The organism is Luteibacter sp. P4_D7_3 (assembly GCF_056401735.1).
The window spans coordinates 1-24,611 of record NZ_JBFUIT010000006.1; the positions used below are offsets into that span (position 1 = coordinate 1).

The 24,611-nt window shown below is 65.5% G+C and carries 16 protein-coding genes; 8 read left to right on the plus strand and 8 right to left on the minus strand.

Annotated features, from left to right (window positions below; genetic code table 11):
• The 3 genes from modB to glgX all read right to left on the minus strand — a co-directional run.
• Positions 1-551, minus strand: a 551-nt coding sequence (gene modB, locus AC1DSN_RS01485) for a molybdate ABC transporter permease subunit (RefSeq protein WP_477329327.1), incomplete at its 3' end; no start/stop codon positions are given.
• A 6-nt stretch (positions 552-557) separates the two neighbouring features.
• Positions 558-1,304 (minus strand): molybdate ABC transporter substrate-binding protein, encoded by a 747-nt coding sequence (gene modA, locus AC1DSN_RS01490; protein ID WP_477329329.1) that lies wholly within the window; start codon positions 1,302-1,304, stop codon positions 558-560.
• A 76-nt stretch (positions 1,305-1,380) separates the two neighbouring features.
• Positions 1,381-3,483, minus strand: a complete 2,103-nt coding sequence (gene glgX / locus AC1DSN_RS01495; RefSeq protein ID WP_477293264.1) for a glycogen debranching protein GlgX — start codon at positions 3,481-3,483, stop codon at positions 1,381-1,383.
• Between the two features lie 155 nt (positions 3,484-3,638).
• Between glgX and AC1DSN_RS01500 the strand changes: the two genes are divergently transcribed.
• The 5 genes from AC1DSN_RS01500 to AC1DSN_RS01520 are packed head-to-tail and all read left to right on the plus strand — an operon-like array spanning position 3,639 to position 10,465.
• Positions 3,639-4,634, plus strand: a complete 996-nt coding sequence (locus AC1DSN_RS01500) for an HlyD family secretion protein (protein WP_477329331.1) — start codon at positions 3,639-3,641, stop codon at positions 4,632-4,634.
• A complete protein-coding gene (locus AC1DSN_RS01505) occupies positions 4,631-6,058 on the plus strand; it encodes an efflux transporter outer membrane subunit (RefSeq protein WP_477329333.1) in 1,428 nt (475 codons plus the stop codon). The genes AC1DSN_RS01500 and AC1DSN_RS01505 overlap by 4 nt, the downstream gene beginning before the upstream one ends.
• Complete coding sequence (locus AC1DSN_RS01510) at positions 6,055-7,689, plus strand: MFS transporter (protein WP_213948993.1); 1,635 nt, start codon at positions 6,055-6,057, stop codon at positions 7,687-7,689. The genes AC1DSN_RS01505 and AC1DSN_RS01510 overlap by 4 nt, the downstream gene beginning before the upstream one ends.
• A 48-nt stretch (positions 7,690-7,737) precedes the next feature.
• A complete protein-coding gene (locus AC1DSN_RS01515; protein ID WP_197478497.1) occupies positions 7,738-8,121 on the plus strand; it encodes a DUF2946 domain-containing protein in 384 nt (127 codons plus the stop codon).
• Between the two features lie 46 nt (positions 8,122-8,167).
• On the plus strand, positions 8,168-10,465 hold the full coding sequence (locus AC1DSN_RS01520; RefSeq protein WP_477329335.1) for a TonB-dependent receptor: 2,298 nt from the start codon (positions 8,168-8,170) through the stop codon (positions 10,463-10,465).
• Here AC1DSN_RS01520 and lanKC read toward each other — a convergent pair.
• The 5 genes from lanKC to AC1DSN_RS01545 form a co-directional block, all read right to left on the minus strand.
• On the minus strand, positions 10,435-13,125 hold the full coding sequence (lanKC, locus tag AC1DSN_RS01525; protein WP_477329337.1) for a class III lanthionine synthetase LanKC: 2,691 nt from the start codon (positions 13,123-13,125) through the stop codon (positions 10,435-10,437). The two genes, AC1DSN_RS01520 and lanKC, sit on opposite strands and share 31 nt — an antisense overlap.
• Before the next feature lie 328 nt (positions 13,126-13,453).
• Positions 13,454-14,872: a sensor histidine kinase gene (locus AC1DSN_RS01530; RefSeq protein ID WP_477293253.1), complete on the minus strand. Its 1,419-nt coding sequence runs from the start codon at positions 14,870-14,872 to the stop codon at positions 13,454-13,456.
• A gap of 13 nt (positions 14,873-14,885) precedes the next feature.
• On the minus strand, positions 14,886-16,262 hold the full coding sequence (locus AC1DSN_RS01535) for a sigma-54-dependent transcriptional regulator (protein ID WP_477293251.1): 1,377 nt from the start codon (positions 16,260-16,262) through the stop codon (positions 14,886-14,888).
• Positions 16,259-18,658 (minus strand): FtsX-like permease family protein, encoded by a 2,400-nt coding sequence (locus tag AC1DSN_RS01540; RefSeq protein WP_477293249.1) that lies wholly within the window; start codon positions 18,656-18,658, stop codon positions 16,259-16,261. Before AC1DSN_RS01540 ends, AC1DSN_RS01535 begins: the two co-directional genes overlap by 4 nt.
• Positions 18,655-19,386, minus strand: coding sequence for an ABC transporter ATP-binding protein (locus AC1DSN_RS01545; RefSeq protein ID WP_477329351.1), 732 nt, complete (start codon positions 19,384-19,386; stop codon positions 18,655-18,657). The genes AC1DSN_RS01540 and AC1DSN_RS01545 overlap by 4 nt, the downstream gene beginning before the upstream one ends.
• Before the next feature lie 419 nt (positions 19,387-19,805).
• On the opposite strand from AC1DSN_RS01545, the gene AC1DSN_RS01550 reads away from it, so the two are divergent.
• From AC1DSN_RS01550 to AC1DSN_RS01560, 3 genes are all read left to right on the plus strand, one after another.
• On the plus strand, positions 19,806-21,980 hold the full coding sequence (locus AC1DSN_RS01550; RefSeq protein WP_477293308.1) for a glycoside hydrolase family 3 N-terminal domain-containing protein: 2,175 nt from the start codon (positions 19,806-19,808) through the stop codon (positions 21,978-21,980).
• A 3-nt stretch (positions 21,981-21,983) separates the two neighbouring features.
• Positions 21,984-22,760: a 3-hydroxybutyrate dehydrogenase gene (locus tag AC1DSN_RS01555; RefSeq protein ID WP_213948999.1), complete on the plus strand. Its 777-nt coding sequence runs from the start codon at positions 21,984-21,986 to the stop codon at positions 22,758-22,760.
• Between the two features lie 141 nt (positions 22,761-22,901).
• Positions 22,902-24,587: an alpha/beta fold hydrolase gene (locus AC1DSN_RS01560; protein WP_477293246.1), complete on the plus strand. Its 1,686-nt coding sequence runs from the start codon at positions 22,902-22,904 to the stop codon at positions 24,585-24,587.
• Positions 24,588-24,611: the final 24 nt, after the last annotated feature.

Below are 24,611 nucleotides of genomic sequence, written 5' to 3' on the forward strand. Positions count from 1 at the left end.
GCGGCGTAGATCGCCACCGACAGGGTCTGGGTACGGCCCGGCAGGTTGCCGGCGATCATCAGCGTGGCACCGAATTCACCGAGTGCCCGGGCGAACGCCAGCAAGGCGCCCGCCGTGATGCCCCGGGCCGCGAGGGGCAACGAGACGCGGAAGAACACGGCGGCCTCGCGCAGCCCGAGTACGCGCGCGGCGCTCTCCAGTTGCGGGTCGACGGCCTCGAACGCCGCACGAGCCGCCTTCTGCACCAGCGGAAAGGCGACCAGGGTCGAGGCGATCACCGCACCTTGCCAGGTAAACACCAGTTCGATGCCGAGCCGGTCCAGCCAGGCGCCGAAGACGCCGCGCCGGCCCAATAGCACAAGCAGGTAATAGCCGAGCACCGTCGGCGGCAGGACAAGAGGCAGGGTCAGGATCGAATCGACGACCTCGCGCGCACGCGATCGCCACCGCGACAGCCCGAAGGCCACCGCGACGCCGAGCACGAGGTTGATGGCGGTCGCCCACAGCGCGACCTTGAGCGAGAGCGCGAGCGGTACCCAGATCGCGCCCACGAGGCGTCAGGGCGCCTGGAAGCCGAACCCGGCGAGAATGCCGCGCCCTTCGGGCGACTGGACGAAGGCTTCGAACGAAGCGGCTTCCTTCGCCTGCTTGGAGTCGGCGACCACGGCGATCGGGTAGGTGATCGGCTTGGGTGTCGGCACCGTGGCGGCGACCTCGACCTTGTCCTTCATGATGGTCGCGTCGGTGGCGAACACGAATCCGGCATCGACCTCACCGCGGGCGACATAGTCGAGGCTCTGGCGAACGTTCTGCGCCAGCACACCCTTGGCCGAGATGACATCCCACAGGCCCTGCTGCTCGAGCGCCGCCTTGGTGTAGCGGCCCACGGGTACCGAGGCGGGATCCCCATAGGCCACGCGCTTCACGGTGTCCGCCTTGAGGTCGACCGGCGAGGTCACCCTCAGCTTGCCTCCCTTCGGCACGATCAGGACCAGGCGATTGCTGGCGAAATCCTGGCGGCTGGCCGGGTCGACCGCCTTGGCGGCCACGGCCTTGTCCATGGCGGTCTCGTCCGCGGAGGCAAAGACATCGGCCGGCGCGCCGCTGGCGATCTGGCGAAGCAGGACATCGGAGGCCGCGAAATTGAGCACGACGTGGGTCCCCGGATGTTTCGCCTCATACGCCTTGCCGACGACCTGGAAGGCGTCGGTCAGGCTGGAGGCGGCGGAGACGACGAGGTCGGCCGCCGCGGCGCTGCCGGAACCGACCAGGAAAATAAGCGCAACGAGCGGACGAAGGCGCATGGGGGTCGGTCCTTGGCGGYGGGTTCCGCAATATAGGGACGCACGCCGCGCAGGGTCAACGGCGACCCGTGCGGTGCTATCCCGCAGCAAGCACCACGAAGCTGCGCGGTGGCGCGATCAGCTTGCCATCCTCCGCCTGTGTGTCCGTCGCCAGATCGAGATCGGTGGAAAAGGCCACCGTCCAGGCGCCCTCGGGCAGGGTGAACTCCACGCCGCCGTCGAATGCGTTGATCAGGATCAGCACGGTCTGGTCGTTGCCGCGCTCCCTGACGCCTGACGCCTGGCTGCGGCCGTCGAGCAGGATGCCGATGGAGCGCGCACGCGGATCATCCCAATGCGCCGGCTGCATCTCGCCACCACCGGGGTTCAGCCAGACGATATCGCGCACCTCGGCCACGTCGTCATAGCGACCGTCGAGGAAGCGTCCCCGACGCAGGATCGGGAAGCGGTCGCGCAGGGCGACCAGCTCGCGCACCGCCGTGGCGAGCCCACCCTGGGTCGGGTCATCGCTCCAGTCGATCCAGCTGATCTCGTTGTCCTGGCAGTAGGCGTTGTTGTTGCCCTGTTGCGTGTTGCCGCGCTCATCGCCAGCCAGCAGCATCGGCGTGCCCTGGGCGAGGAACAACGTGGCCAGGAGGTTGCGCGATTGCCGCTGGCGCATGGCGCGGATGCCGGCGTCCTTCGTGTTGCCTTCGGCACCGTGGTTGAACGAATGATTGTTGCTGGAGCCGTCCTGGTTGTTTTCGCCGTTCGCCTCGTTGTGCTTCTCGTTGTAGCTGACCAGGTCGCGCAGGGTGAAGCCATCGTGCGCGGTGATGAAGTTGAGCGACGCGTACGGGCGGCGGCCACGCTTGTCGAAGAGGTCCGCCGAGCCCGTGAAGCGACGTGCGAACTCTGCCAGCTTGCCGCCCTCACCCTTCCAGAAAGCGCGCACGGTGTCACGAAACTTGTCGTTCCACTCCACCCAGCCCGGCGGGAACTCGCCAACCTGATAGCCCCCGGGACCGCAATCCCACGGCTCGGCAATCAGCTTTACCTGGTTGAGCACGGGATCCTGCGTGCAGGAGTCGAGGAAGCCACCGTTCTCGTCGAAACCGTAGGGTTCGCGGCCGAGGATCGTGGCCAGATCGAAACGAAAGCCGTCGACATTCATTTCGGTGGCCCAGTAGCGCAGCGAGTCGTTCACCAGCTGCAGGACGCGCGCGTTGCTGAGGTTCACCGTGTTACCGGTGCCTGTGTCGTTGACGTAGTACCGCTTGTCTTCCGCCAGCCGGTAATAGCTGGCGTTGTCGATGCCCTTGAAGGACAGCGTCGGACCCATCTCGTTGCCTTCGGCCGTGTGGTTGTAAACCACGTCGAGGATCACTTCGAGGCCGGCGCGATGGAACGCGGCGACCATGTCCTTGAATTCGCGGGGATCGCCACCGGACATATAGCGCGTCTTCAGCGCGAAGAAGCCGATGCTGTTGTAGCCCCAATAGTTGCGCAGGTTCTTTTCCTGCAGGTAGTGGTCGTCAAGATAGGCATGAACGGGGAGCAGCTCGACGGAGGTCACGCCCAAGCCGCGGATGTAGTCGATGACCTCCGGCGTGGCCATGCCGGCGAAGGTACCGCGCAGGTGCTCGGGGACATCGGGGTGGCGCATGGTGAATCCACGCACGTGCGCTTCGTAGATGGCCGTGCGGGTCCACGGCACCGACGGCTTGCCGTGCTCCACCCACTTGTACGACGGGTCGATCACCATCGCCTTGGGCATGAACGGCGCGCTGTCGCGCTCATCGAAACTCAGGTCGCCGTCGGCGTGGCCGACCGTGTAACCGTAGAGTTCGTCGGCCCAGGTCAGGTCGCCGACGATCTGCTTAGCGTAGGGATCGAGCAGGAGCTTGTTGGGGTTGAAGCGGTGGCCGTTTTCCGGCTCGTAAGGACCGTGGACACGGTAGCCATACAGCTGGCCTGGCCCGACGCCCGGGACGTAGCCGTGCCAGACCTCGTCGGTGTATTCAGGCAGATCGATCCGCCCGGTCTCGTTGCCGCCCTCGTCGTAGAAGCACACTTCCACACGGGTGCCATGAGCGGTGAACAGCGAGAAGTTCGTGCCCTTGCCGTCCCAGGTGGCGCCACGCGGAAAGGGGGAACCTTCGCGCACCGGCGAGGCGGCATCGTATCGGGCATCAGGCATGGCGGCGACCTCGGAAGCGGCCCCGTAGCATGGCCATCGGGGCGAAAGGAAAACGTGAGGACTCACACGGGTCGTGTCCGCACCCGCAGGATTCGCCAAGCAAGTTGACCGGGGCGGTGGCAGCGTGGCGCCGTGCCCACGGAGGACAGGCGGGAATGAAACACGCGTTACGGATCATCGGGGGCCTGCTGGTGGTCGGCACGCTCGTCATCGTCATTTTCTTCTGGCTCGACCGGACCGAAACCACGACGGATGCCTATGTCACCGGGCGTCTCCACCCCATTGCGCCGCGGGTCACCGGGACCGTCGTGAGCCTGCATGTGGACGACAACCAGCACGTGAAGGCCGGCGAGGTGCTGCTGGAACTGGACACCCGCGACTTCGACGTCCGGGTGGAACAGGCGCGTGCCGAGATCGACCGGGCCAAGGGCCAGGTGGCGAGCGCCGACGCTCAGATCGTCGAGGCCAACGCCTCGATCGTGGCCGCCCAGGCCAGCGTGGAGAAGACCGTCCTCGACCTGAAGCGTGCCAGCGAACTGGTCAACGAAACGCCCCGGGGCGTATCCCGGCAGGAATACGACGCGGCCAAAGCGGCGTCCGACTCCGCGCGGGCAAACAAGGCGAGCGCGGAGGCGCGCAAGGTCGCCGCAACGGCGGCAAGTGAATCGGCGCGGGCACAGGTCGCCACCGCGGAGGCCTCGCTACACGACGCCAACCTGGCCTACGGCTACACCAAGGTGCTCGCCCCGGTCAGCGGCTACGTGGGCCGGCGCTCGGTCGAGGTGGGCGCGCGGGTCAATGCCGGGCAGACCCTGCTGTCGATTGTCTCCGATCAGGTCTGGGTGGTGGCCAACTTCAAGGAGACCCAGCTTCACGGCATGAAACGGGGCACCGAGGCCAGGATGACCATCGACGCCCTTCCCGACCTGACGTTCATCGGTCACGTGGACAGCCTCTCGCCAGCGTCGGGCTCGCAGTTCGCGCTCCTGCCGCCAGATAACGCCACGGGCAACTTCACCAAGGTGGTCCAGCGTGTGCCGGTGAAGATCCTGTTCTCCGACGACGACCTGCGGCGCTATCGCGAGCGGCTGGCACCGGGTTTGTCGACCATCGTAAAGATCCGCGTGCCGGAAGGCGGAACCGGCCTATGATCTCCCGGGCACTTGTGCTGGCGCTGTGTGTCGCCGGCCTTGGCGGGTGCGTCGTGGGCCCCGACTACCAGCGTCCGGATACCCCGGTGCCGGCTGCCTGGAAGCAGGCGCCCCCCGTGAGTGCGCCGCTGCCGGATGCCTGGTGGAACCTCTTCGGCGACGACGAACTGAATCGGCATGTGGCGGCGACGCTTGCCGCCAACCAGGATCTGGCCGGCGCCCTGGCACGCTTCGACCAGAGCCGCGCCCTGCTCGGTGTCGCCCGCGCAGATGAATTTCCCGATGTGAGCTTCGATCCTGCCTACTCGCGCGCCCGGACCTCCGGAACGATCACCAACCGGTTTCCCGTTCTCGAGACCACAGTGTGGGAGGCGCCGGTCGATGTCGCTTACGAAGTGGATCTGTGGGGACGGGTGCGGCGGAGCGTGGAGGCTGCCGGGGCTGACCTACAAGGGAGTGCCGACGCGATCGCGCAGGTTCGCCTGAGCCTCGCGGCGTCTACCGTGTCGACCTATCTTTCCCTGCGTAGCAGCGATCGGGAGATCGACGTGCTTTCGCGCACCGTCGGCCTGCGCGAGGACGAGCTCAGCCTTGCCGACCGACGCGCCCGGGCGGGCGTGGTCAGCGACCTGGACGTGTTGCGTGCGCGTGCCGAACTCAGCCAGACACGCGCCGACCWGTCCGATGCTCGCCGTCGCCGTGACAATCTCGAACACGCCCTGGCAGTTCTCGAAGCGCGTAACGCCGCGGACTTCAGCGTGGCCCCTGCGCCGTGGACGCCCCACGTACCCGATGTGCCCGCCGGTCTTCCCTCGACGCTGCTCGAGCGCCGCCCCGATGTCGCCAGCGACGAGCGCGCCCTGGCAGCGGCCAGCGCGCGCATCGGCGTGGCCAGGGCCGCGTTCTTTCCTACCGTGAGCCTCACCGCGTCGGGCGGGTTTGCCAGTCCTCGCCTGGGCGACCTCACCGATAACGAAAGCCAGATCTGGTCGATCGGCCCGTCGGTGCATCTGCCGATCTTCGAGGGGGGGCGCAATCGCTCGCGCCTGGAAGCGGCTGAAGCGGCGTATCGCGGCGCGGAAGCAAAATGGCGCCAGACCGGCATCACGGCTTTCCGGGAAGTGCAGGACGCCCTTGCAGACACCACATGGCTACGCGAGCGTGGCAGCGCATTGGATGCGACAGTCGACGCGTCGACAGCGGCGGCAAAACTCTCGCGCTCGCGCTATGACCGCGGCCTCGCCGGCTACTTCGAAGTGGTCGATTCCGAGCGCCAGGCTCTGGGCAGCCAGCGCGCCGTCATCGAGAACGACCAGCAACGGCTGCTTGTCGCGGTCTCGCTGATCAAAGCCCTCGGCGGTGGTTGGAAAGAGGGCGACACGGTGCCAAGACAACCCGGCAGCACGACGCCGACGTTGCCATGAACACGGTCACTCCCGTAGCCACAACGGCGCCCGCGCCGCCCGCCAACCTTCCCTGGCTGGGTATCGTCGCCGTGCTGGTCGGTGCGCTGGCAACCACGCTGACGTCGCGACTCACGTCGATCGGTCTCGCCGACGTGCGCGGCGCCGTCAGTGCCGGCTTCGACGAAGGGGCATGGATTCCCACCGCGTTCACCGCCTCGCAGATGATGATCGGACCGCTGTCGATCTTCCTCGGCCGCGCATTCACGCCGCGCCGCGTGCTCCTGGTCGGCTGCGTCGTCTACGGTGTGGCGTTGTTCCTCGTTCCGTTCGCACCGGATCTGCGCGCGCTGCTCGTGCTCCAGTGCCTGGCGGGGCTCGGGTCCGGCACGTTCATTCCGCTGACCGCCGCTTTCATCCTCACCGCGCTACCGAAGAGACTCTGGCCATGGGGCCTGGCTGCGTACGCGATGAACATCGTGCTCGGCCTCAACCTGGCCTCGACGCTCGAAGGCTGGTACGTGGAACACGTGACCTGGGATTGGATTTTCTGGCAGAACACCGTCGTGGCCGTGCCTCTTTTCCTACTCTATTGGTTCGGGTTACGACGACTGCCCATCGATCGCGACTACCTGCGAAACGGCGACTTTCGCGGCATGCTCACGGGTGCGGCAGGGTTCACGTTTATCTTCGTTGCGCTCGACCAGGGCGATCGCCTCGACTGGTTCTCCTCCACGCTGATCGTCACCCTGCTCGCGCTGGGCGTCATATGCATGGGTCTGTTTCTTCTCCATGAATCGACACTCGATACACCCAGCGTGGACTTCCGGTTGCTCATGCGGCGCAATGTGTTCCTGCTGATCGTGCTGGTCCTGGCAACACGCTTCATGGTCACCGCCAGCAACACGCTGGTCGCGAATTACCTGATCCAGGTGCGCGGCCTGCGTCCGGAAGAAGTGGGGAATGCGGCCTTATGGGTGGCGCTGCCTCAGTTGATCATCGCGCCGACCGTCGCGTGGCTGCTCAACCGCGTGGATGCACGCTTTGCGATCGGCACGGGTTTCGCCATCGCCGCCACGGGTTTTCTTCTGGCCACGGGCATTACCTCCGAATGGACAGAATCGAACTTCAGTCTTGCCCTCCTGCTGCAAGCGATCGGGGAGACGCTGGAACTGACGGCGGTCATCTACTTCTTCGGCCACCATGTCGGGCCGGCGGATGGCATCACCTTCGGGGCGATCATCCAGACGGCCCGCCTGTTCGGCGGACAACTGGGAACCTCCGTGCTGGTGACCTTCACGCGGAAGGCCGAACAGTTGCACTCCAACCTCATCGGCCAGCACGTCGTCGCCGGCGAGCCGATGACGAACGAACGTCTCCTTGCTTACACGCAGATTTTTGGTTCATCGACCCAGGGTACCGGCGCACCTGAAGCCCGCGGCGCGGGCCTCCTGCTCGGTGCCGTCCGTGGTCAGGCTTACACCTTGTCGATACTCGATGGATTTCTTCTCGCCGCCGTGGTCGGCACGCTGGCCGTCGTACTGGTGATGTGCCTGCGCGARCCCCCCGTCCTGGTCACTCCCGCCGCTGTGCCGCCGCTACCCCCTGAAGAACGTGACACCGTGTCGCATCCCGTTCACTCCACTTCGTGACATCATCCCTGGACCCACGTCCAGGGTTGAAATATAGGGGACGCCGACGTGCGTCGTGGTCTGGCACGAAACCGCTGGTTGGGATGGATGGCGCTGGTCGCCGTCTGGCTCACCGTGCTGGCGCCGTCGGTCTCGCGGACCGTATCGGCGGCCTTCGTGTTCCCGGACCTCGGGGCGTGGTGTGAAACCTCGCCGTCCGACCACCATGGCGCCACGACCGGCCATGACACGGATGCTCCCGGCGACGGCGCGGCGTGCGGTTACTGCACGCTGTTCGCACAGATGCCCGCGCTGGGTACCGCTTTCCACATCGGCCATGTCCTCCCTTCGCCCGGCTACGTTGCCGCCGCCCTTCCGGCCACGCGCGCGCACGTGCCGGTGGCCATCCTGCACGCACCGCCACGAGGTCCGCCGGTCGCCGCGCACGCCTGATCGCACCCGATCCCGCCGTACGCCACCGACCCACGGACTTATCGCCATGACCCTGTTCCCCACGGATGGACGCGCCCTTGCGCGTGCCGTCGCCTGCGCCCTTGGCGCGGCCTGCCTGCCTGTCCACGCCGCCGACGGCCCCGATGACCCGCAACACGCGACCACCCTGCGTGAAGTGCGTGTCTCAGCCGCCAGCCATGGCGCGCCGGTGGATCCCGACCTACCCGCCGCCGTCGAGACGATCACCGCCGAACAGCTGGACCATCTCAACGTGATCAACGCCGAGGATGCGCTGAAGTACCTGCCTTCCTTCGGCATCCGCAAGCGCTTCACCGGCGACGAAAATGCCACCTTCTCCGTGCGCGGCACCAGCAACCAGCAGAGTGCGCGCGGGCTGGTCTACCTCGATGGCCTGCTGCTTTCCAACCTGCTAGGCAACAACTGGGCGAATCCGCCGCGATGGTCGATGGCCTTCCCCGAGAACCTTTCGCGCGTCGATGTGATCTACGGCGCTTACTCCGCGCTTTACCCGGGGAACGCCATCGGCGCGACCGTGCTGATGACCACGCGCATGCCGGAGAAGCTCGAGGTCACGGGGGATGTGCAGGCATTCACCCAGCACGTACACACGTACGGTGTCGATCGCGACTACGGCGGCAGCCAGCAGACGGCGACCCTCGGCGACCGCGATGGTCGCTTCGCCTTCCTGATCGGGGTATCGCATCTTCAGGCCAACGGCCAGCCACTGGTCTACGCCACGCAGAATCAATCTACCGTGCCGGGCACGCGCAATCCGGTCACCGGGGCCATCGGCGACACGGGCGCCAACGGCCTGCCGCGAGAGGTACTCGGGATCAATAGCGAGGGTCAGGAAGCTAGTAGCCAGGACGAAGCGCACGCGCGCCTGACCTATGACATCACGCCCGAACTCACCGCGGCGGTCACCGCGGGCTATTGGAAGCAGGACCTGTCGCACCGCACGGCGTCCTTCCTGCGCGATACGAACGGCCAGCCCGTGTTGTCCGGACCGGTGACGATAGGCGGGCAGCAGTACACCGTGCCCGCCAACTTCTTTGCCCCGAGCACACGGCAGAGCCGGAATTATCTGTACGGCGTGTCACTGGGAACCCATCGTGACAGCGGATGGAACGTCGAAGGCGACGCGTCTTACTTCGACATGGACCGGAACCGCGACCGCGTCGCCAATGCGGTGACCGACAATGGCGCGGGGCTGCTCACCGCTGGCGACGGCAGCCGCTGGCGCACGCTCGACCTGCGCGCCAGTCATACGCCCGACAGCCTCGAGGCCAACACGCATTCGGTGAGCTTCGGCTACCACTTTGATGGCTATGCGCTCGACAACGCCACGTACAACCTTGCCAGTTGGCGCAACGGTGACGCGGGTGCCCTGACGAGCGCTAACGGCGGCAGCACGCAAACGCAGGCGGTCTATCTGCAAGACGCGTGGCAGCTGATCGACCGCTGGCGGCTTACCGTGGGCGCGCGCTACGAACAGTGGCGTGCGTTCGACGGATCGCGCTCGACGTCGACGGCCACGGTCGGCTACCCAGAGCGAAAGGAATCACATACCTCGCCCAAGGCCTCGCTGGCGTACGACGCCAGTGACACGGTAACCCTTCGCCTGTCCGGCGCACGTGCCTATCGCTTCCCCACGGTGAACGAGTTGTTCCAGGGCACGTTCAACGGCATCGCGCTGATCAACAACGATCCCAACCTGAAGCCCGAGAACGACCTCTCGCGTGAATTTTCCACGGAGTGGTACCAGCCCAACGGCGTGGCGCGCTTCACGATTTACCGCAGCGATACGCGCAATACTCTGTTCAGCCAGACCGACACCACGGTATTCCCGAATGTCACCAGCGTGCAGAACGTCGGCCTCGTACGCACACGCGGCGCCGAGGCAAGCTACGACGGCACCGGCGTCTGGTGGCCGATGTTCGACCTCAGTGCCAACGCGGCATATACGCAGGCGACGACGGTGACCAATGCTCGTAATCCCGCGTCCGAAGGCAAGCAGTTCTATCGCATTCCGCRCTGGCGGGCGAACGTGATCGGCACGTATCACGCCAGCGAGCATGTCGCCATGACTCTCGCCGGGCGCTATTCCGGGCGCCAGTACAACACCCTCGATCACAGCGACATCAATCCGGACACCTTCGGCGGTGCCAGCGCCTTCCTTACATTCGATGCCAAGCTGACGTGGAAAGTCAGTGACCACGTGGAACTCGGCGTGGGCGTCGACAACCTCACCAACCGCCGCTATTACGTGTATTACCCGTACCCGTCGCGGAGCTACCTGGTGGAGGCCAAGTTCCGGCTCTGACGTATCGGTGTCGGCAGGTGTTCGTCGAGCATGAAGGCCGCCGATGCATCGCGCCGCAATCGATCGAAGAACGAACCGACGCCCACGCCGCCCGTGGCCAGGTCGCAACTGATCCGCAGCAATTCGGTACCAGGCACGGCGAGCCCCTCCTCGCGCTGGATGAGGAAGGGCTCGATGCCGTGCGCCACGCGAAGGGCGCCTTCGCGATAGATCGAAGCGCGTTCGGGCATGAAGTGCGCAAGGTCCAGAAGCGTCTCGCCGATACCAGCGAGCCCCTCAAAAAGACCCGGGCTGATCGCGTGGCTGCGTAGCAAGTCTTCCTCGCTGGCGAGCAATACATCCCGGTAGTGCGCCTCACCTGTGAACGCGAGAAAACGGGCAACCACGGCAGTGACTCCCGCCGTACCCCTCCTCAGGTACGGAACCGAAGGGAAGGGCCCCCGGGACATCGGCCATGTCCAGGCACCATCCGCATTGCTGCGCCGCTGCGCGAGGTCGTAGGCGAGGCCGGCCGTTGCGCCCCGGAGGAAACGTGGTTCACCGGTGGCTACGTGCAGGTGGAGAAGGAACAAAGCAATTCCCGCCGCACCATGCGCGAGGCCGATCGGTTGCTGATCGCCATCGGGCCAGCGCAGCGTTTCGTCGTCCTCGGTGATCGCGGCGGACAAAAGTTCGTCACCTGCTCGCGAGGCTGCTGTGAGAAAGCCGCCATCCGCTGTTTCGTGCCATGCCTTGATACGGGCAAACCCCCAACCGGCGATGCCCTCGTACAGCCCGGGGCATTCCCGGATACCGCCCTCGAGCGAGTCCGGGCGCAGCAGCGCCACCGCGCGTTCGGCGTCACCGGCCTCGAAGAGGACCCATGCGATACCGGCGTCCCCAGACATCAGGCTCACGCCACGCTGCCGGGGCTCATCGACGCCGGAAAGCAGATAGTCGCGCAGCCCGTCCGGCGGCACACGCGCACCGCGTAGATAGGCGTGCAGGATGCCGGCAGCACCATGGGCGACACCCCAGGGGTGAGTCTCGAAGACATCGGGAGCAGCGGGCACGAACCGATCCGGTCTTGCGTGCGCCGCCTGCGCCGTGACGTAGCCGAACAGCTTATCTGCATGCGCCGCCAAGGGCGGAGTACGCCGGTTGCGATGGGGCACCGGTGCGGTCCCCGCCTCCACGCATGCAAGGCTGGCCCGTAAGGCGGTCATCACTGTCGTCGGTGACGGCCGTGCCGTTGGTCTCGTATCCAGTAACTGGCCAATCGCTTCAGCCACTGCGTCGGGGTATCCCATGTCTGCGCTCAGCCGGCGGGAAAAGCGCAGGGCGACGCTCCGGTCCAGGGGCAGCATCGCGTTCACGGGAATCATGGCTGCCAACAGGTTCGCGCCGAAGGCATAGCGATCTTCGCTCACCGCCGCCTCGTGATCCTTGGGTAGCGGATCGCCCGAGGCGAACCCCGGTGTGCGAAAAGGCATGGGCGCGTCGAGTCCGTGCTCAACGGCCGCCTCCAGATCGATCAGCCGTACCTCGCCCGTGGCATCCACGATGATGTTATGGAATGAGAGGTCCCCCAGTGACACGCCGACCGCGTGGACCCGCTGGATGACGTCGGCGAGGCGACTGAGTACCGCGACGACATCGGCGAGAAAGCCGGCCACGTCGTCCCTCGTAGCCCGTGTTTTCAGCCAGGGGTAGCGCTTGCCCAGCCAGGATCGAAGCGTAGGCCCTCGCAGGTACTCCTCGACCAGGAAACCATGTTCGCCTTCCTCGAAGCATGCGATCGGCTGCGGCGCGATGCCGAGGGACGCCAGGCGTCGAAGCAGGCGGAACTCCTTGCGTAGGTTGTCCTTGGCTGTTTCGCCATAGCCGACATACGGGCGGGCCTCCTTGATGACGACGCGACGCCCTTCGTGCAAATCGTCGGCGAGGTAAACCCCACCCGCGGAGGAAAATGCCAGGGCCTCGTGCACCCGGTAGCGGCCACCTCCCAGGAGGACAGATGGCGCCGGCTCGGTGGGAGCGGCGGTGCCAAAGGGGTCGCGTAGCCAGTCGGAAAGTCGAAACCGCGGCAGGCGATCATCGGGTTCCACGGCGGCGTCGGGTCGCCGCAGCAACCATTCGTGGCGCCCACCCGGCGAGACACGAAAATCCGAGACGATGCCGCCATAGCGGTAGTGGAGCACGCGCGAGTCGTCGTAACGGCGATCGGTAAGGACGTACGGCCCGATATACCCCGACAACGCCGCATGAAGATTGGCCATGACCTGACGGAAGTCGTCCACATTGCGCGGGTACACCGTAATGAACTTGCCCGATCCACTTCGCGGCCAGCGTTTGCCGTTGATAGCGGCGAGCATGCCCTGATCCGCGGCGAACTTGAATGCGGTTCCGGACTCGGCGAGAACCACCGCGGCGATGGACAGCACGATGTGGGCGGTAGAAGCGATCGAGGAGATGTGGATCTTCCAACCTTGTGTCGGCAGCACGGCGTTCGCGGGCCGACAGTGCACCCATATACCCGATCGCTGGATCGACCAGTGCGCGGGAAGCACACGCCTGGCCGGGGAGATGAAGTCGTCCTCCTGCACGGCGCGACGCGCATAAGGCTCGAAGAACTCGCGGTCGACCGCGGTGTACTGCAACAGCTGGGCGCGTCGTTCCATAGCGAGCCAATCCTCCCTGTTCGGATGCAACCCGGCACGCGGGGCGGCCCGGACGCCGTCCCGCGTGCCTTCGCTTGCCCGTGTTACTCCGCGAAGCCGTCCATTTGGTAGATGGAGCAATGAGTGTTGCTGCACGACGTCACACCCTCGCCACCCTCGTTGTGATCCCAATCAGGATGGGTTGCGAGGTTCTGCAGATCGAGTACGTGTGGCATGACTATTCCTTTCGTTCCGCGATGAGTCCGAGCCGAATCTATGACGCGCCCAGGACCCCGGCCAGTGTCCGGGGCGATCGTTCAGGGGATGAACCTGCGCATTCGATGGATTTCTATCGGGCGTGACCGCTTTTGAGTGCCTTCGCTGTCCGGAACCGGACAGCGCGGTCCGCAGCCGGACACAACGGCAGCCGCACGGTGGCCACGACGCCCCTCGCATCGCTGCGCGCGGCGAGGTCGACTGTTCCACCGTGCGCTTCGACGATCAGGCGCGTCAGCGTGAGGCCGATGCCCGACCCCTCGGGCTTCGTGGTGAAGAAAGGCACGAAGAGACCGTCGCTGGCGGGCAGCCCGCTGCCCTCATCCTCGACCGTCACACGCGCGTAGTCCTCTTCGATGCGCCAGTCGACGCGAACGCCGCCGCCCGTCGCCAGCGTGGCCTCGACCGCGTTTCGCATGAGGTTGATGAAAGCCTGGCCCAGCTGGTCTTCGTCACCGTCGATGGTCACCGCCGAAGCGCCATGGACGTCGATGATCTTCCGCTGTTCGAGCCGTGCGAAGCGCAGCAACGCGACGTCGAGGCGGAAGGGGCGACGTTGCAGGGGAGGCAGACGCGCCAGGCGGCCATAGCCGGCGAGGAAGCGTGTCAGGGAGTGGGCACGCCGGCCGATCACTTCGAGACCGAGGCGGAGCTCGTCAACGGTTGTTGCGCGATCGCCCGCGTCGAGCAGGGTTGAGAGACTGCCCGCCAGTGAGCCGATCGGGGCGAGTGAGTTGTTCAGCTCGTGACTGAGCACGCGAATCAGTCGCTGCCACGCGCGTCGCTCCTCCTCACTCAATGCGGCACTCAAGTCGTGAAGCATCACCATCGTGTGCTCCGTTCCCTCGCTGTACCAGACCGCCCGGCGCACCGCCCAACGACCGTTGGCCGCAGGAAACCGGTGGGTGAGAATGGCTCCGTCAGCAGCCCCAAGCGGGACGGACAAGCCGAGTGAGTCCGTGTCATGTCCAACGATAGACGCGCGCTCACCACCAATCAGCCGCCTGGCGGCCGGGTTGATAAACGTCACGCGACTCTTGTCGTCGACGACGAAAACCGCGCTATGCAGTGCAACCAGGGTCTTACCCAGGAACCGGGAAGCCTCAGTACGCTTGCGCCTCCCCGCGCGCAGGTCGTCGGTCAGCACGTTCACGTCCGCAATCATGCCTTGCAGGGGATCGCGGCCGGGACGAACCCTTCCGCGCATGCTGTAGTCGCCTTCACGTACGGCGAGCAGCAGGTCGAAGACCGTCCCCAACGTGGCAACCAGGCGATTGCCACGTATCCAGCCGACGAGGACACTCAGCAGAAGTCCGGTGCCAAACAGAACGGCCCGCAAGGGCCCGGAGAGTCCATCGAGGGTGGCAAGCAGCGCGCCACTCACGATAAGCGGCGTCAGGAGGACCCCGACCCAGAGTGCTGCTTCGATGCGCAGTACCGTGGAGCGATCGCGCACCGCCTTGGCAGGGCGCGGGAGACGAGCCGGGGCCATGTCTGTCGGCCTCTCAGTCCACAGGTTCGAAGCTGCTTCGGAGACGGCGCTTGTCGAGGCGGCGATACAACGACTGTCGTGAAATGCCCAGCGCATCGGCGGCACGCTGAAGGTTGTGATCGTTGCGATCCATAGCCTGCCGTATGAGCGCATCTTCGGCTTCGGGAAGCGTGAGTCGGTCCAGCAACAGGGGCGATCCCGTCTGCTTACTCAGATTCAATCCCTCCACATCGATCTCATCGCGATCGGCCAGTAAGACTGCCCGTTCCACGGCATGCTCCAACTCGCGGACATTTCCCGGCCAGTCGTAGGTGCGCAAGAGACGTTCAGCCGACGGCGCCATGAACATGCAGTCCCGCTGGCGACGGCGACATTCGCGCAGGAGGAAGTGTCGGGCCAACGGAACAATGTCCTCAAATCGTTCGCGCAAGGGAGGCAGACGTATCTGCATCGCGTTGAGACGATAGAGGAGATCGCGTCGGAATCGATCGGCACGAACCGCCTCGCCCAGGTCGGCGTTGGTGACAGAGATCACCCGCACATTCACCCGGTGCGTGCGAGCCGACCCGGAATGCTCCAGTTCACCTTCTTCGAGCACCCGCAGCAGCTTCACCTGCTGGCTCATCGGTATATTGCCGATCTCCTCCATGATCAGGCTGCCCCCACAGGCCAACTCGAAGCGCCCGGGCCGCGGCCTCGGATCATCGTCGCCGAACATTTCGTCGACGAAGCGGGATTCGGGGAGGCTACCCATATCGACGCGGATCACGGGTCCTTCCGCGCGCGACGACATGGTGTGAATCTCGCGGGCCAATAGGGATTTCCCCGTCCCGTTCTCGCCGAGGACAAGGACATTCGAGTCGCCCGGAGCGACACGGGATGCCAGCTTCATCACCTCGCGCATCGCCGTCGATTCCCATGCCCGCCACACGTCGGTCATCTCCCTGCCCAGCGCGTTCTCGGCACGAAGGCGTCGGTTCTCCTCGCGAATCGTGCGCAACGCGATCTGGCTGCGCACGGTATGGACGACTCGTTCGTTGATCCAGGGCTTCTCGATGAAGTCTGCGGCGCCAAGCCGCATGGCATGGACGGCAAGATCGACGCTGCCCCAGGCGGTCATCGCCACGAGCGGGAGATCGGGTACTTCTTCGCGGAGGCGGGCGATCAGTTCCATGCCTTCCCGACCGGACGTTGTGTCGGCGGCGTAGTTGAGGTCCAGGACGGCACAGGAGAATTCGACGCGCGATACCGCGTCAAGGGCCGCCGCAGGTGAATTGACTTCCACAGACGGAATGTCCGCGGAGCGGAAAAGCAGGCTTAGTGAAACCAGTACGTCGGCCTGGTCGTCGACGATAAGCACGGGGAGTGGGGGCGCGCAGAGCATGGTCATGACCGGAAGCTCCTGTCTCGGCGGGACCCCCGAGGCGATATCGTCAGCTCGCCGCGAAGTATGGTGACGGATCGAACGGTGCAGGCGCGTAGCGACGGCAAAGCCACGGCGCAAAGCGCCGCGAAAATCATCATCAGGGCGACGGCGGCAGCCACGCTGGCGTCGATCCCGCCGGTCTCGAGCGCCGAATGCCGAAACGCCTGCCCCATGACGACGGAAGCGACCAAACCTAGCGCGACACCGGGCATGGCCATGGCCATGCCGCGTGAAACGGCATGGCCAAACAGGTCCAGAGGCGTCGCCCCCAGTGCGTCGCGAAGGGCGATGTCACGTCGGCGGCTGATCACGTCCAGCGTTTGCACCGCATAGAGACCGATGCAGGCGAGGGACAGCGCCATGCCAGAGAAGGCTGCAGCCAGGGCGGCGTTACGTCGCGTCTCCGCGGTCGCGTCGCGAACGAGTCGTTGAAGGGGTTGCAGCGGCCCCGCTACCAGACCCGGTGCGGCTCGTTCGACCATCGTCTGCAAGACCTGAGCGTCCACGGGCTTGCTACCCGGACCGCGAACGACGACGAATGTCGATACGAAGCGTCTGATGAAGGCATAGGTACCCGGGTCGACCTGGGCAAACGGCACGTAGACCGTGGGCTCCGTTGATCGCTCCGCGCCGGCAGCTCGCGTATCCGCCACGACTCCCACGATGCGAAGTGCCCGGTTTGTAACGAGTTGCGAAGCGGGCATCACCGAGGCGCCAATGCCGCGTCGATCGATCTGGTCGATATACGCCTGGTTGACCATGGCCACGGGCGGGGCTGTGGCCCGGTCGTCCGCGTCGATGTCCCGGCCTGCTGTCCGGTCGATTCCCATCGAGTCCATCGCGCCGGGGGAAACCATGACGTACCGAAGGTAAGAGATTTCTCCATCCGGCGACCGAAACGGTCTGAAAAATCCGGTGCCCACCGGAAGCAGGGTGGTCAACCCCACCGCGTCGACGCCTGGCAGTCGCAGGGCGCCGATTCGCAGCGCTTCGCTGGCACGGACCACGCTGGCAAGYGTAGGGAACTGCAGGCTGTCCGGGCTGATTTCGACGAAGCTCGCCCCTTCCGCCTGAAAGCCGAGGGGTATCTGTATCACGCGCCACATCCGGGTCACGGTCGCCACGCCCAGGACCAGCAGCATCGTCGCGAGTGCCGTCTGGATCAGCACGATCAGGTGCCGGGCACGCCGGGCCGGACCCGGCGATGTCCCTCCCAGGGTGAACTGCGCACGCAAGACCCGTTCCGGACTGGCGTGCATGGCGGCGGGTATCGCTGCGGCGATCGTCGAGGAGATAGCCGCGACTACCGTCGCAAGGCAAACCGGCAAGTCCAGATCGATCGGCAGCGACGAGAGGAGCCAGGACGGAGGAACAAAAGAACGCACCGCCGTCACGATGGCATGTGCGAGCGGCAGTCCCACGACCAGTCCACCCACACTGATGGCGGCGACATCCGCGATCAGTGGAAGCCTGGGCCGCCACCCCAGTCCACCGAAGGCTATCGCAAGGCAGGTCTCATGCGTACGCCGCAGTGCGCGCGACAAGAGGAGGTTGGAAAGATTCACCCCGGCAATGGCAAGGACCAACAATGAACACATGAAGAAGGTGAGCACAGCCGGCCTGGCCTTGCTGGTCAGGACGGTATCGAGCGGCATCGTTCCATACGGGAGGGTCGGTGTCTGCGCCTGCAGCCATCGTGCAACGCTGTCGCCGGTTACGCCGGGAGCAAGCCGTGCGATGGCGACGAGGTTCGCCGCACGGTCGCCGGACAGGTGCATCGACGGAAGCGGAAGGAGCAGGTCCATGTCGGCGAACAGGCGGTACTCCGGCGGAAGTACACCGCGAACCGTCATTACCGCTCCGTTTACCGCGATGCCGCGCCCCACCACATCCGTATCGCCGGCGAGCCAGCTCAACCAGAACGCGTGCGAAAGCATGACGCCGCTTTCGGCGGTGATCGACGAATCATCCGGCAGTACCGACCTGACACCCAGGGTGGGTAGGAATCCGGCATCGACGCGCTGAGCACGCGCAAGAGCCTGCCGGATACCCACACGAACATTCACCGATTCAGCCATATGTGCGGCGCCGGTCGAAAGTACGCCCGGGGGCCGGCCAATGACGTCGTATGCCTTCGGCGAAGCCGCAAGGCCAACGGGGTCGCGTCCTGCCTCGCCGTAGATGACGACGCGGTCGTGGTAGGGGAATGGCGGCGAGGTCAGAAGAGATTCGACCATGGTCAGGGCACTGGTGAAGGCAGCCAGGCCGATCCCCAGGGTCAACGCCGCTAGCGGCAGGAACCCGCGCGGGCGCCAGAGTGCCCGCCAGGTGCGATCCAGGGCATTCAGTGGCACGTTCATGGAAACGACTCCGTGCTGCGGCGCTCGTCCAGACCCGCTTCGGCCTCACGCTGTCGCTGACGAAACGTCGTCTCATCGATGACACAGCCGTCCAGCAACCGTATCGTGCGGTCCGCCACCCCTCTGAACCGCTCGTCGTGCGTGACCATGCAGATGGTCCGACCCRACGCGTGCAGACGGCTGAGAAGTGCCATCACAGTCTCACCATTGCGCAGGTCGAGATTGCCCGTTGGCTCGTCGGCAAGGAGGATGGACGGCTCGCCAGCGAGCGCCCGGGCCACGGCCACGCGCTGCTGCTGTCCCCCGGAAAGCTGGTCGGGATAGTGGCGCATGCGGTGCGCCATGCCGACATCGGCCAACGCGCTGGCTGCGCGATCCGCGCGCTCGCGGCGACTCATGCCATCGCGAAACGACAGCGGCAATTCGACGTTCTCGGCGACCGTCATGTCGCCGATCAGGTTGAAAGCCTGAAAAACGAAGCCGATGTGCTGGTTCCGCAGGCGCGCCCGGGCACGCCTGCCCAGACCGGACATCGACTGTCCCAGAAAGCGAAATGTCCCGTAGGTGGGTATGTCGAGGACACCCATCAGGGATAGCAGCGTGGTTTTCCCGCAACCGGAAGGCCCCGCGATCGAGACGAACTCTCCCCGACGAATATCGAGATGGATGTCGCTGAGGACGTGGACTTCCATCGCGCCGATGTCGAAGACCTTGCCGATGCCTCGCATCTCGATCACCGCGGGAGCGCGAGCCGATTGCACCGTAGCCACCTCGCCCCATTGACCCCCGTCGATCGATTGTGACCCGCCAATAAAGCGTTCGTGGATCGCGTCGTTATCTTTTGCCGGAAATGCTTTGTGATCAGCGCTTTCCACTCAATCGTTTTCCGCATCTACGACGACTTACGTTAACTAGACGATGCCGGTCTGCCGGGCAGCCGCTGCCGTGAGGCGACCCAAGGGATTCGCCGAAACGCGAGGCGGCCGAAGACGGTCAATTCGGCCACGACGAATGCTTTGTGCCCCAACGATGTAATCGTTTACATGTAACGCTATTTACGTGCCCACTCGGGGTGCCGATGCCGGTATCCTTGCCCGCTTACGGCGCCGGAACGCGCGCCGACCGTTCCCAGGGCAAGACCACCATGATCCGTGACCCCCGCATCGAAGACCTGATCGCCCGCATGACCGTCGAAGAGAAGGTCGGCCAGTTGGGCGTGTTTGCCGATGCCGTGCGCCCGTTCGCACCCGATATCAATCCCGAGGCCAACGCCCGTGGTGCCGCCGAGGTACTCGAGCAGGTGCGCGCCGGGCGCGTGGGCGCGTTGTTCAACGGCGTCGGCGCGACGGAGGGTCGCGAAGCGCAGCGAGTAGCCGTGGAAGAGAGCCGGCTGGGCATTCCCTTGTTGCTCGGCGCCGACGTGATCCACGGCATGCGCACCGTTTTCCCTATCCCGCTGGGCGAAGCGTCCACTTTCGAGCCGGACCTCGCCGAGCGCACCGCACGCGCGACAGCGGTCGAAGCCACCGCCGCAGGCATTCACTGGACCTACGCGCCGGCAGTCGACATCGCGCGCGACCAGCGTTGGGGGCGCGTGGCCGAGGGCGCCGGTGAAGACGTAGTGTTGGGTTCGGCGTTCGCCGCGGCGCGCGTGCGCGGCTTCCAGGGCACCGACCTCACGGCCGACGACTCGCTGCTCGCCACCCCGAAGCACTTCGCCGCCTATGGCGCCGTGGCCGGCGGCATGGAATACAACTCGGTGGAGATCGCGCCGCAGACGCTGCGTGACGTTCACCTCCCACCCTTCAAGGCGGCTCTCGAAGCTGGCGCGCTGACGTTCATGAGCGCGTTCAACGATATCAACGGCGTGCCAGCCTCCGCCAATCGCGAACTGATGACCGATATCCTGCGCGGCGAATGGGGCTTCGAGGGTTTCGTCGTCTCTGATTACACCGCCGACATGGAACTCATCGCCCACGGCTTCGCGGAAGACGAACGAGATGCCTCGCGCCTTGCCTTCCTCGCCGGCGTGGACATGAGTATGCAGAGCGGTTTCTACGCCGCTCACCTGCCCGACCTCGTCGCGAAGGGCGACGTACCCATGGACGTGCTGGACGAAGGCGTGCGCCGCGTCCTCCGCGTAAAGAACGCGATTGGCCTGCTGGACAATCCCTACCGCTCCCTCGACCCCGCCGTGGAAGCCGACACCTCGAAGAATGCAGAGCACGCGGCGCTGGCACGCGACGGCTCGCGGCGTTCCATCGTCATGCTGAAGAACGACGGCGTCCTGCCGCTGCGCAAGCGCGGCCAGAAGATTGCCTTGATCGGGCCGTTTGGCGCGGACGTCGACAATCTCGAAGGTTGCTGGACCCTTTTCGGCGACAAGACGCGTCACGTGAACATCGAGGCTGGTCTGCGCGATGCGCTGGACATGAACACCGAGCTCGAGGTCATCGCCGGCAGCGGCATCGAGGACGCGATCGCGGGTGGTATCGAGGCCGCCGTGGCGGCTGCCCAGCGAGCCGACGTCGTGCTGCTCGCCATCGGTGAGCCCCAGGTTTATTCCGGAGAGGCCCAGTCGCGCACGCAGATCATCGTACCGCCAGCCCAGCAGGCCCTGGCCGAAGCGGTCGCCGCCACAGGTACGCCGGTCGTGGTGCTCTTGAAGAACGGACGTGCGCTCGCTCTCACCGGGGCGGTGCGCGACGCCAACGCCATCCTCGTCACCTGGTTCCTCGGCAGCCAGACCGGCCCCGCCATTGCCGACGTCGTCTTCGGCGACTACAACCCGGCCGGACGCTTGCCGGTCAGTTTCCCGCAGGACGCTGGCCAGCAGCCCTATTACTACAACCATCTGCGCACCGGCCGCCCGGAACTCGCCGAGCAGCCGCCCGCGTTCAAATCGCGCTATCGCGAGATACCCTTCGACGCGTTGTATCCCTTTGGCCATGGCCTCAGCTACACCACGTTCGCCTACACGGCGCCCGAAGTGAAGGCACAGGTCGGCTGGAACGACGCCATCGTGGTAAGCGCGACGGTAACCAACACCGGGGACATCACGGGCGAGGAAGTCGTGCAGTTGTACATTCACGACCGCGTCGCAAGTCGTGTGCGGCCGGTTCGCGAACTGAAGGCGTTTCGCAAGATCCTCCTCGCACCGGGCACTTCCGAGGAAGTGTCGTTCGAACTGACCCGCGAGGATCTCGCATTCACGCACCGTGACGGCAAGACGTTCGAAGCCGAACCGGGCGACTTCCAGGTGTGGATCGCCGGATCGTCCGCGCAGGGTGACGCAGCGACCTTCGTCCTTGGGAGGCCCTGAAACATGCACGACCTGACGGGCAAAGTCGCTCTCGTCACCGGCGCGGCGAGCGGCATTGGCCGCGCGATTGCCGAAGCCTATGCGCGCGCCGGCGCGCGGGTGGTCGTCGCCGATATCGCGGTCGACAGGGCGAGCGAAGCCGCCGCGGCGATGGGGCACGGTGCCGTCACACTTGCCATGGATGTGACGGACGAGACGCAGGTGGACGAAGGCTTCGCGCGCATCGGGCGCGAACTGGGCCCCGTCGACATTCTGGTCAGCAACGCCGGTGTGCAGATCATCTCGCCGCTGGTGGATTTTCCGTTCGCGGACTGGAAGCGCATGCTCGCCATCCACATGGATGGCGCCTTCCTCACGTCCCGCGCCGCCATGCGTCAGATGATCGCGTCCGGGCGCGGTGGCTCGATCATCCTGATGGGCTCGGCGCATTCGCATGTGGCGTCGAAGTTCAAGGCGCCTTACGTGGCGGCGAAACATGGACTGCTGGGTCTTGCGCGGGTGATCGCAAAGGAAGGCGCAAAGGACAACATCCGCTCCAACGTGATCTGCCCGGGTTTCGTGCGCACGCCGTTGGTCGAGAAGCAGATTCCCGAGCAGGCGCGCGAGCTTGGCATCAGCGAAGACGACGTCGTGCGTAACGTCATGCTGCGTGACACGGTGGACGGCGAGTTCACCACGCTCACGGACATCGCCGACACCGCACTTTTCCTCGCGGGCTTCGAATCGAATGCGCTCACAGGCCAGTCGCTTGTCGTGACGCACGGCTGGCACATCCAGTAACGATCGGTCGCGGCCAGCGAGCCGGGACAACCCTACGTGCGCCTCGGCGAATGGTGCAAATCACCGCGCCGATGACCGATACGGGCAGCGCTCCCCCGCGCGTAGCTTCGTGGTCCCCTCGATACGAGAGAACCACCAAGCATGCATTCTCCTCATCGTCCCGTTGTCGCGGCGGTCGTGCTAGCCAGCCTGCCCGCCGTTTGCGGCGCCACCTCGATCCCGACCCCGCACATAGCGTGGGGCGCTTGCCCGGACAGCTGGGTGGGCAGGACATCCGTCGTACTTGGCACGCGTCTGCAGTGCGGCAACCTGAAGGCGCCACTTGACCATGTCACCCCCGACGGACGACAGATCGATGTCGGTGTCATCCGGGTACGCGCGGGCGATCCGGCAGGACGAGAAGGCGCCATTTTCTTCAATCCGGGTGGTCCGGGCATTCATCCGGGGAAGTTGCTCCGATCGATAGGCGAAGGCTGGTCGAGTATGCGTACCGACGACCCGGACGAAGGCGACAAGCGGCGGCTCGCGGACCGCTACGATCTCATCGCCGTCATTCCGCGCGGCCTCGTCGGAAGTGGCAGCTTCCGTTGCGCCGTGGACGCGCCGGCCCCGCCGGCGTATGCGTTCCTGCCGACCCATCTGGGCGATGCCAACTGGCGACTCGTGGTCGAGAGCGCCCAGGCGACGGTGGACGCGTGCTCGACACCAGCGGGCGCCCGCCACATCAACACCGAACAGCACGCGCACGACATGGACATGGTTCGCCGCGTCCTTGGCGACGAACGTCTCCATTTCTATGGCATTTCCTACGGCGGCATGGTGGGTGCCTGGTATGCATCCATGTATCCGACGCACACCGGCCGCTTGCTCCTGGATTCGACCATGGATCTCATGCACGGGTACCGCGCCGCGGCGCTTATGGCCCTGGCGGCGCAGCAGCGCGCCTTCAGCGAGGACGTCGTCGCGCCGGTGCTGCGTGACCCCACCCGTTTCGGACTGGGCACAAGCCGCGACACGGTCGCCTCAGCCATCGACGACTTTCCAGCGCGTGCCCGTGAGGCCTGGGCGGGACGCCTCGATACGCCGGTACGCCTCGCTGCCGCCCTGAAGCTGGTGGAGTGGATGGCCAGCGGCGATCCGCCGACCCTGGAGGCCATGACGCGCTTCATTGGCCGCACCATCTTCAGCAACGACCAGGCGCTGGACAGACGCCTGCGCTGGGAAGCCGGCCAGCTGGCTCGCACGCTGTATTCCGCGTCTGCCACGGATCCCTCGACGGACACGGAACCGGACGGCGGCGTCGTGCGCATCCTCATGGGCTGCAACGACGTTTCGTGGCCGCGGAGTGAAGCCGAGATACGCGAATCCGCGCGGCGTTATGCCGCGCGGTATTTCAACTTCACGGGTGACGCCACGATGGAGGAGCTCACATGCTCGCGCTGGGGCGGCCCTGGTGCTCGCCAGCCAAATCTCACCGTACTGGGAAGCGCATCGCCATTCCTTCTGATCCAGTCCGAGAAAGACACGTCCACGCCGCTGGCAGGCGCCAGTCACGTGCTCCACGCCTTCGCCAATGCCCGGATGCTACTCGTGCGTAACTCGAGCCTGCACGGCGTGTTCAACTTCACGACGTCCCCATGCATCGAGCGAACGGCGTCACGCTACCTGCTCACCGGTGAGCTGCCGGCCACACGATCGCGCGCGTTCGCGTGCAACGAGGTGTTCGATAATCCCGTCGATGCCATGCCGGGCGGGCCATCCCAGACTGCGACCGAACCCACGCCCATGGAGGGGCCGCTCGTGCCAGCGGATCACGACGAATTCTGACACTGATCCGGTGCGTGCGCTGAT

Bases quoted from the DNA above. Each gene is read 5' to 3' on its own strand.
- lanKC (WP_477329337.1), bottom strand. From the start codon at position 13,125: ATGGAACGACGCGCCCAGCTGTTGCAGTACACCGCGGTCGACCGCGAG.
- AC1DSN_RS01560 (WP_477293246.1), top strand. From the start codon at position 22,902: ATGCATTCTCCTCATCGTCCCGTTGTCGCGGCGGTCGTGCTAGCCAGC.
- AC1DSN_RS01530 (WP_477293253.1), bottom strand. From the start codon at position 14,872: ATGGCCCCGGCTCGTCTCCCGCGCCCTGCCAAGGCGGTGCGCGATCGC.
- glgX (WP_477293264.1), bottom strand. From the start codon at position 3,483: ATGCCTGATGCCCGATACGATGCCGCCTCGCCGGTGCGCGAAGGTTCC.
- modA (WP_477329329.1), bottom strand. From the start codon at position 1,304: ATGCGCCTTCGTCCGCTCGTTGCGCTTATTTTCCTGGTCGGTTCCGGC.
- AC1DSN_RS01535 (WP_477293251.1), bottom strand. From the start codon at position 16,262: ATGACCATGCTCTGCGCGCCCCCACTCCCCGTGCTTATCGTCGACGAC.
- AC1DSN_RS01555 (WP_213948999.1), top strand. From the start codon at position 21,984: ATGCACGACCTGACGGGCAAAGTCGCTCTCGTCACCGGCGCGGCGAGC.
- AC1DSN_RS01500 (WP_477329331.1), top strand. From the start codon at position 3,639: ATGAAACACGCGTTACGGATCATCGGGGGCCTGCTGGTGGTCGGCACG.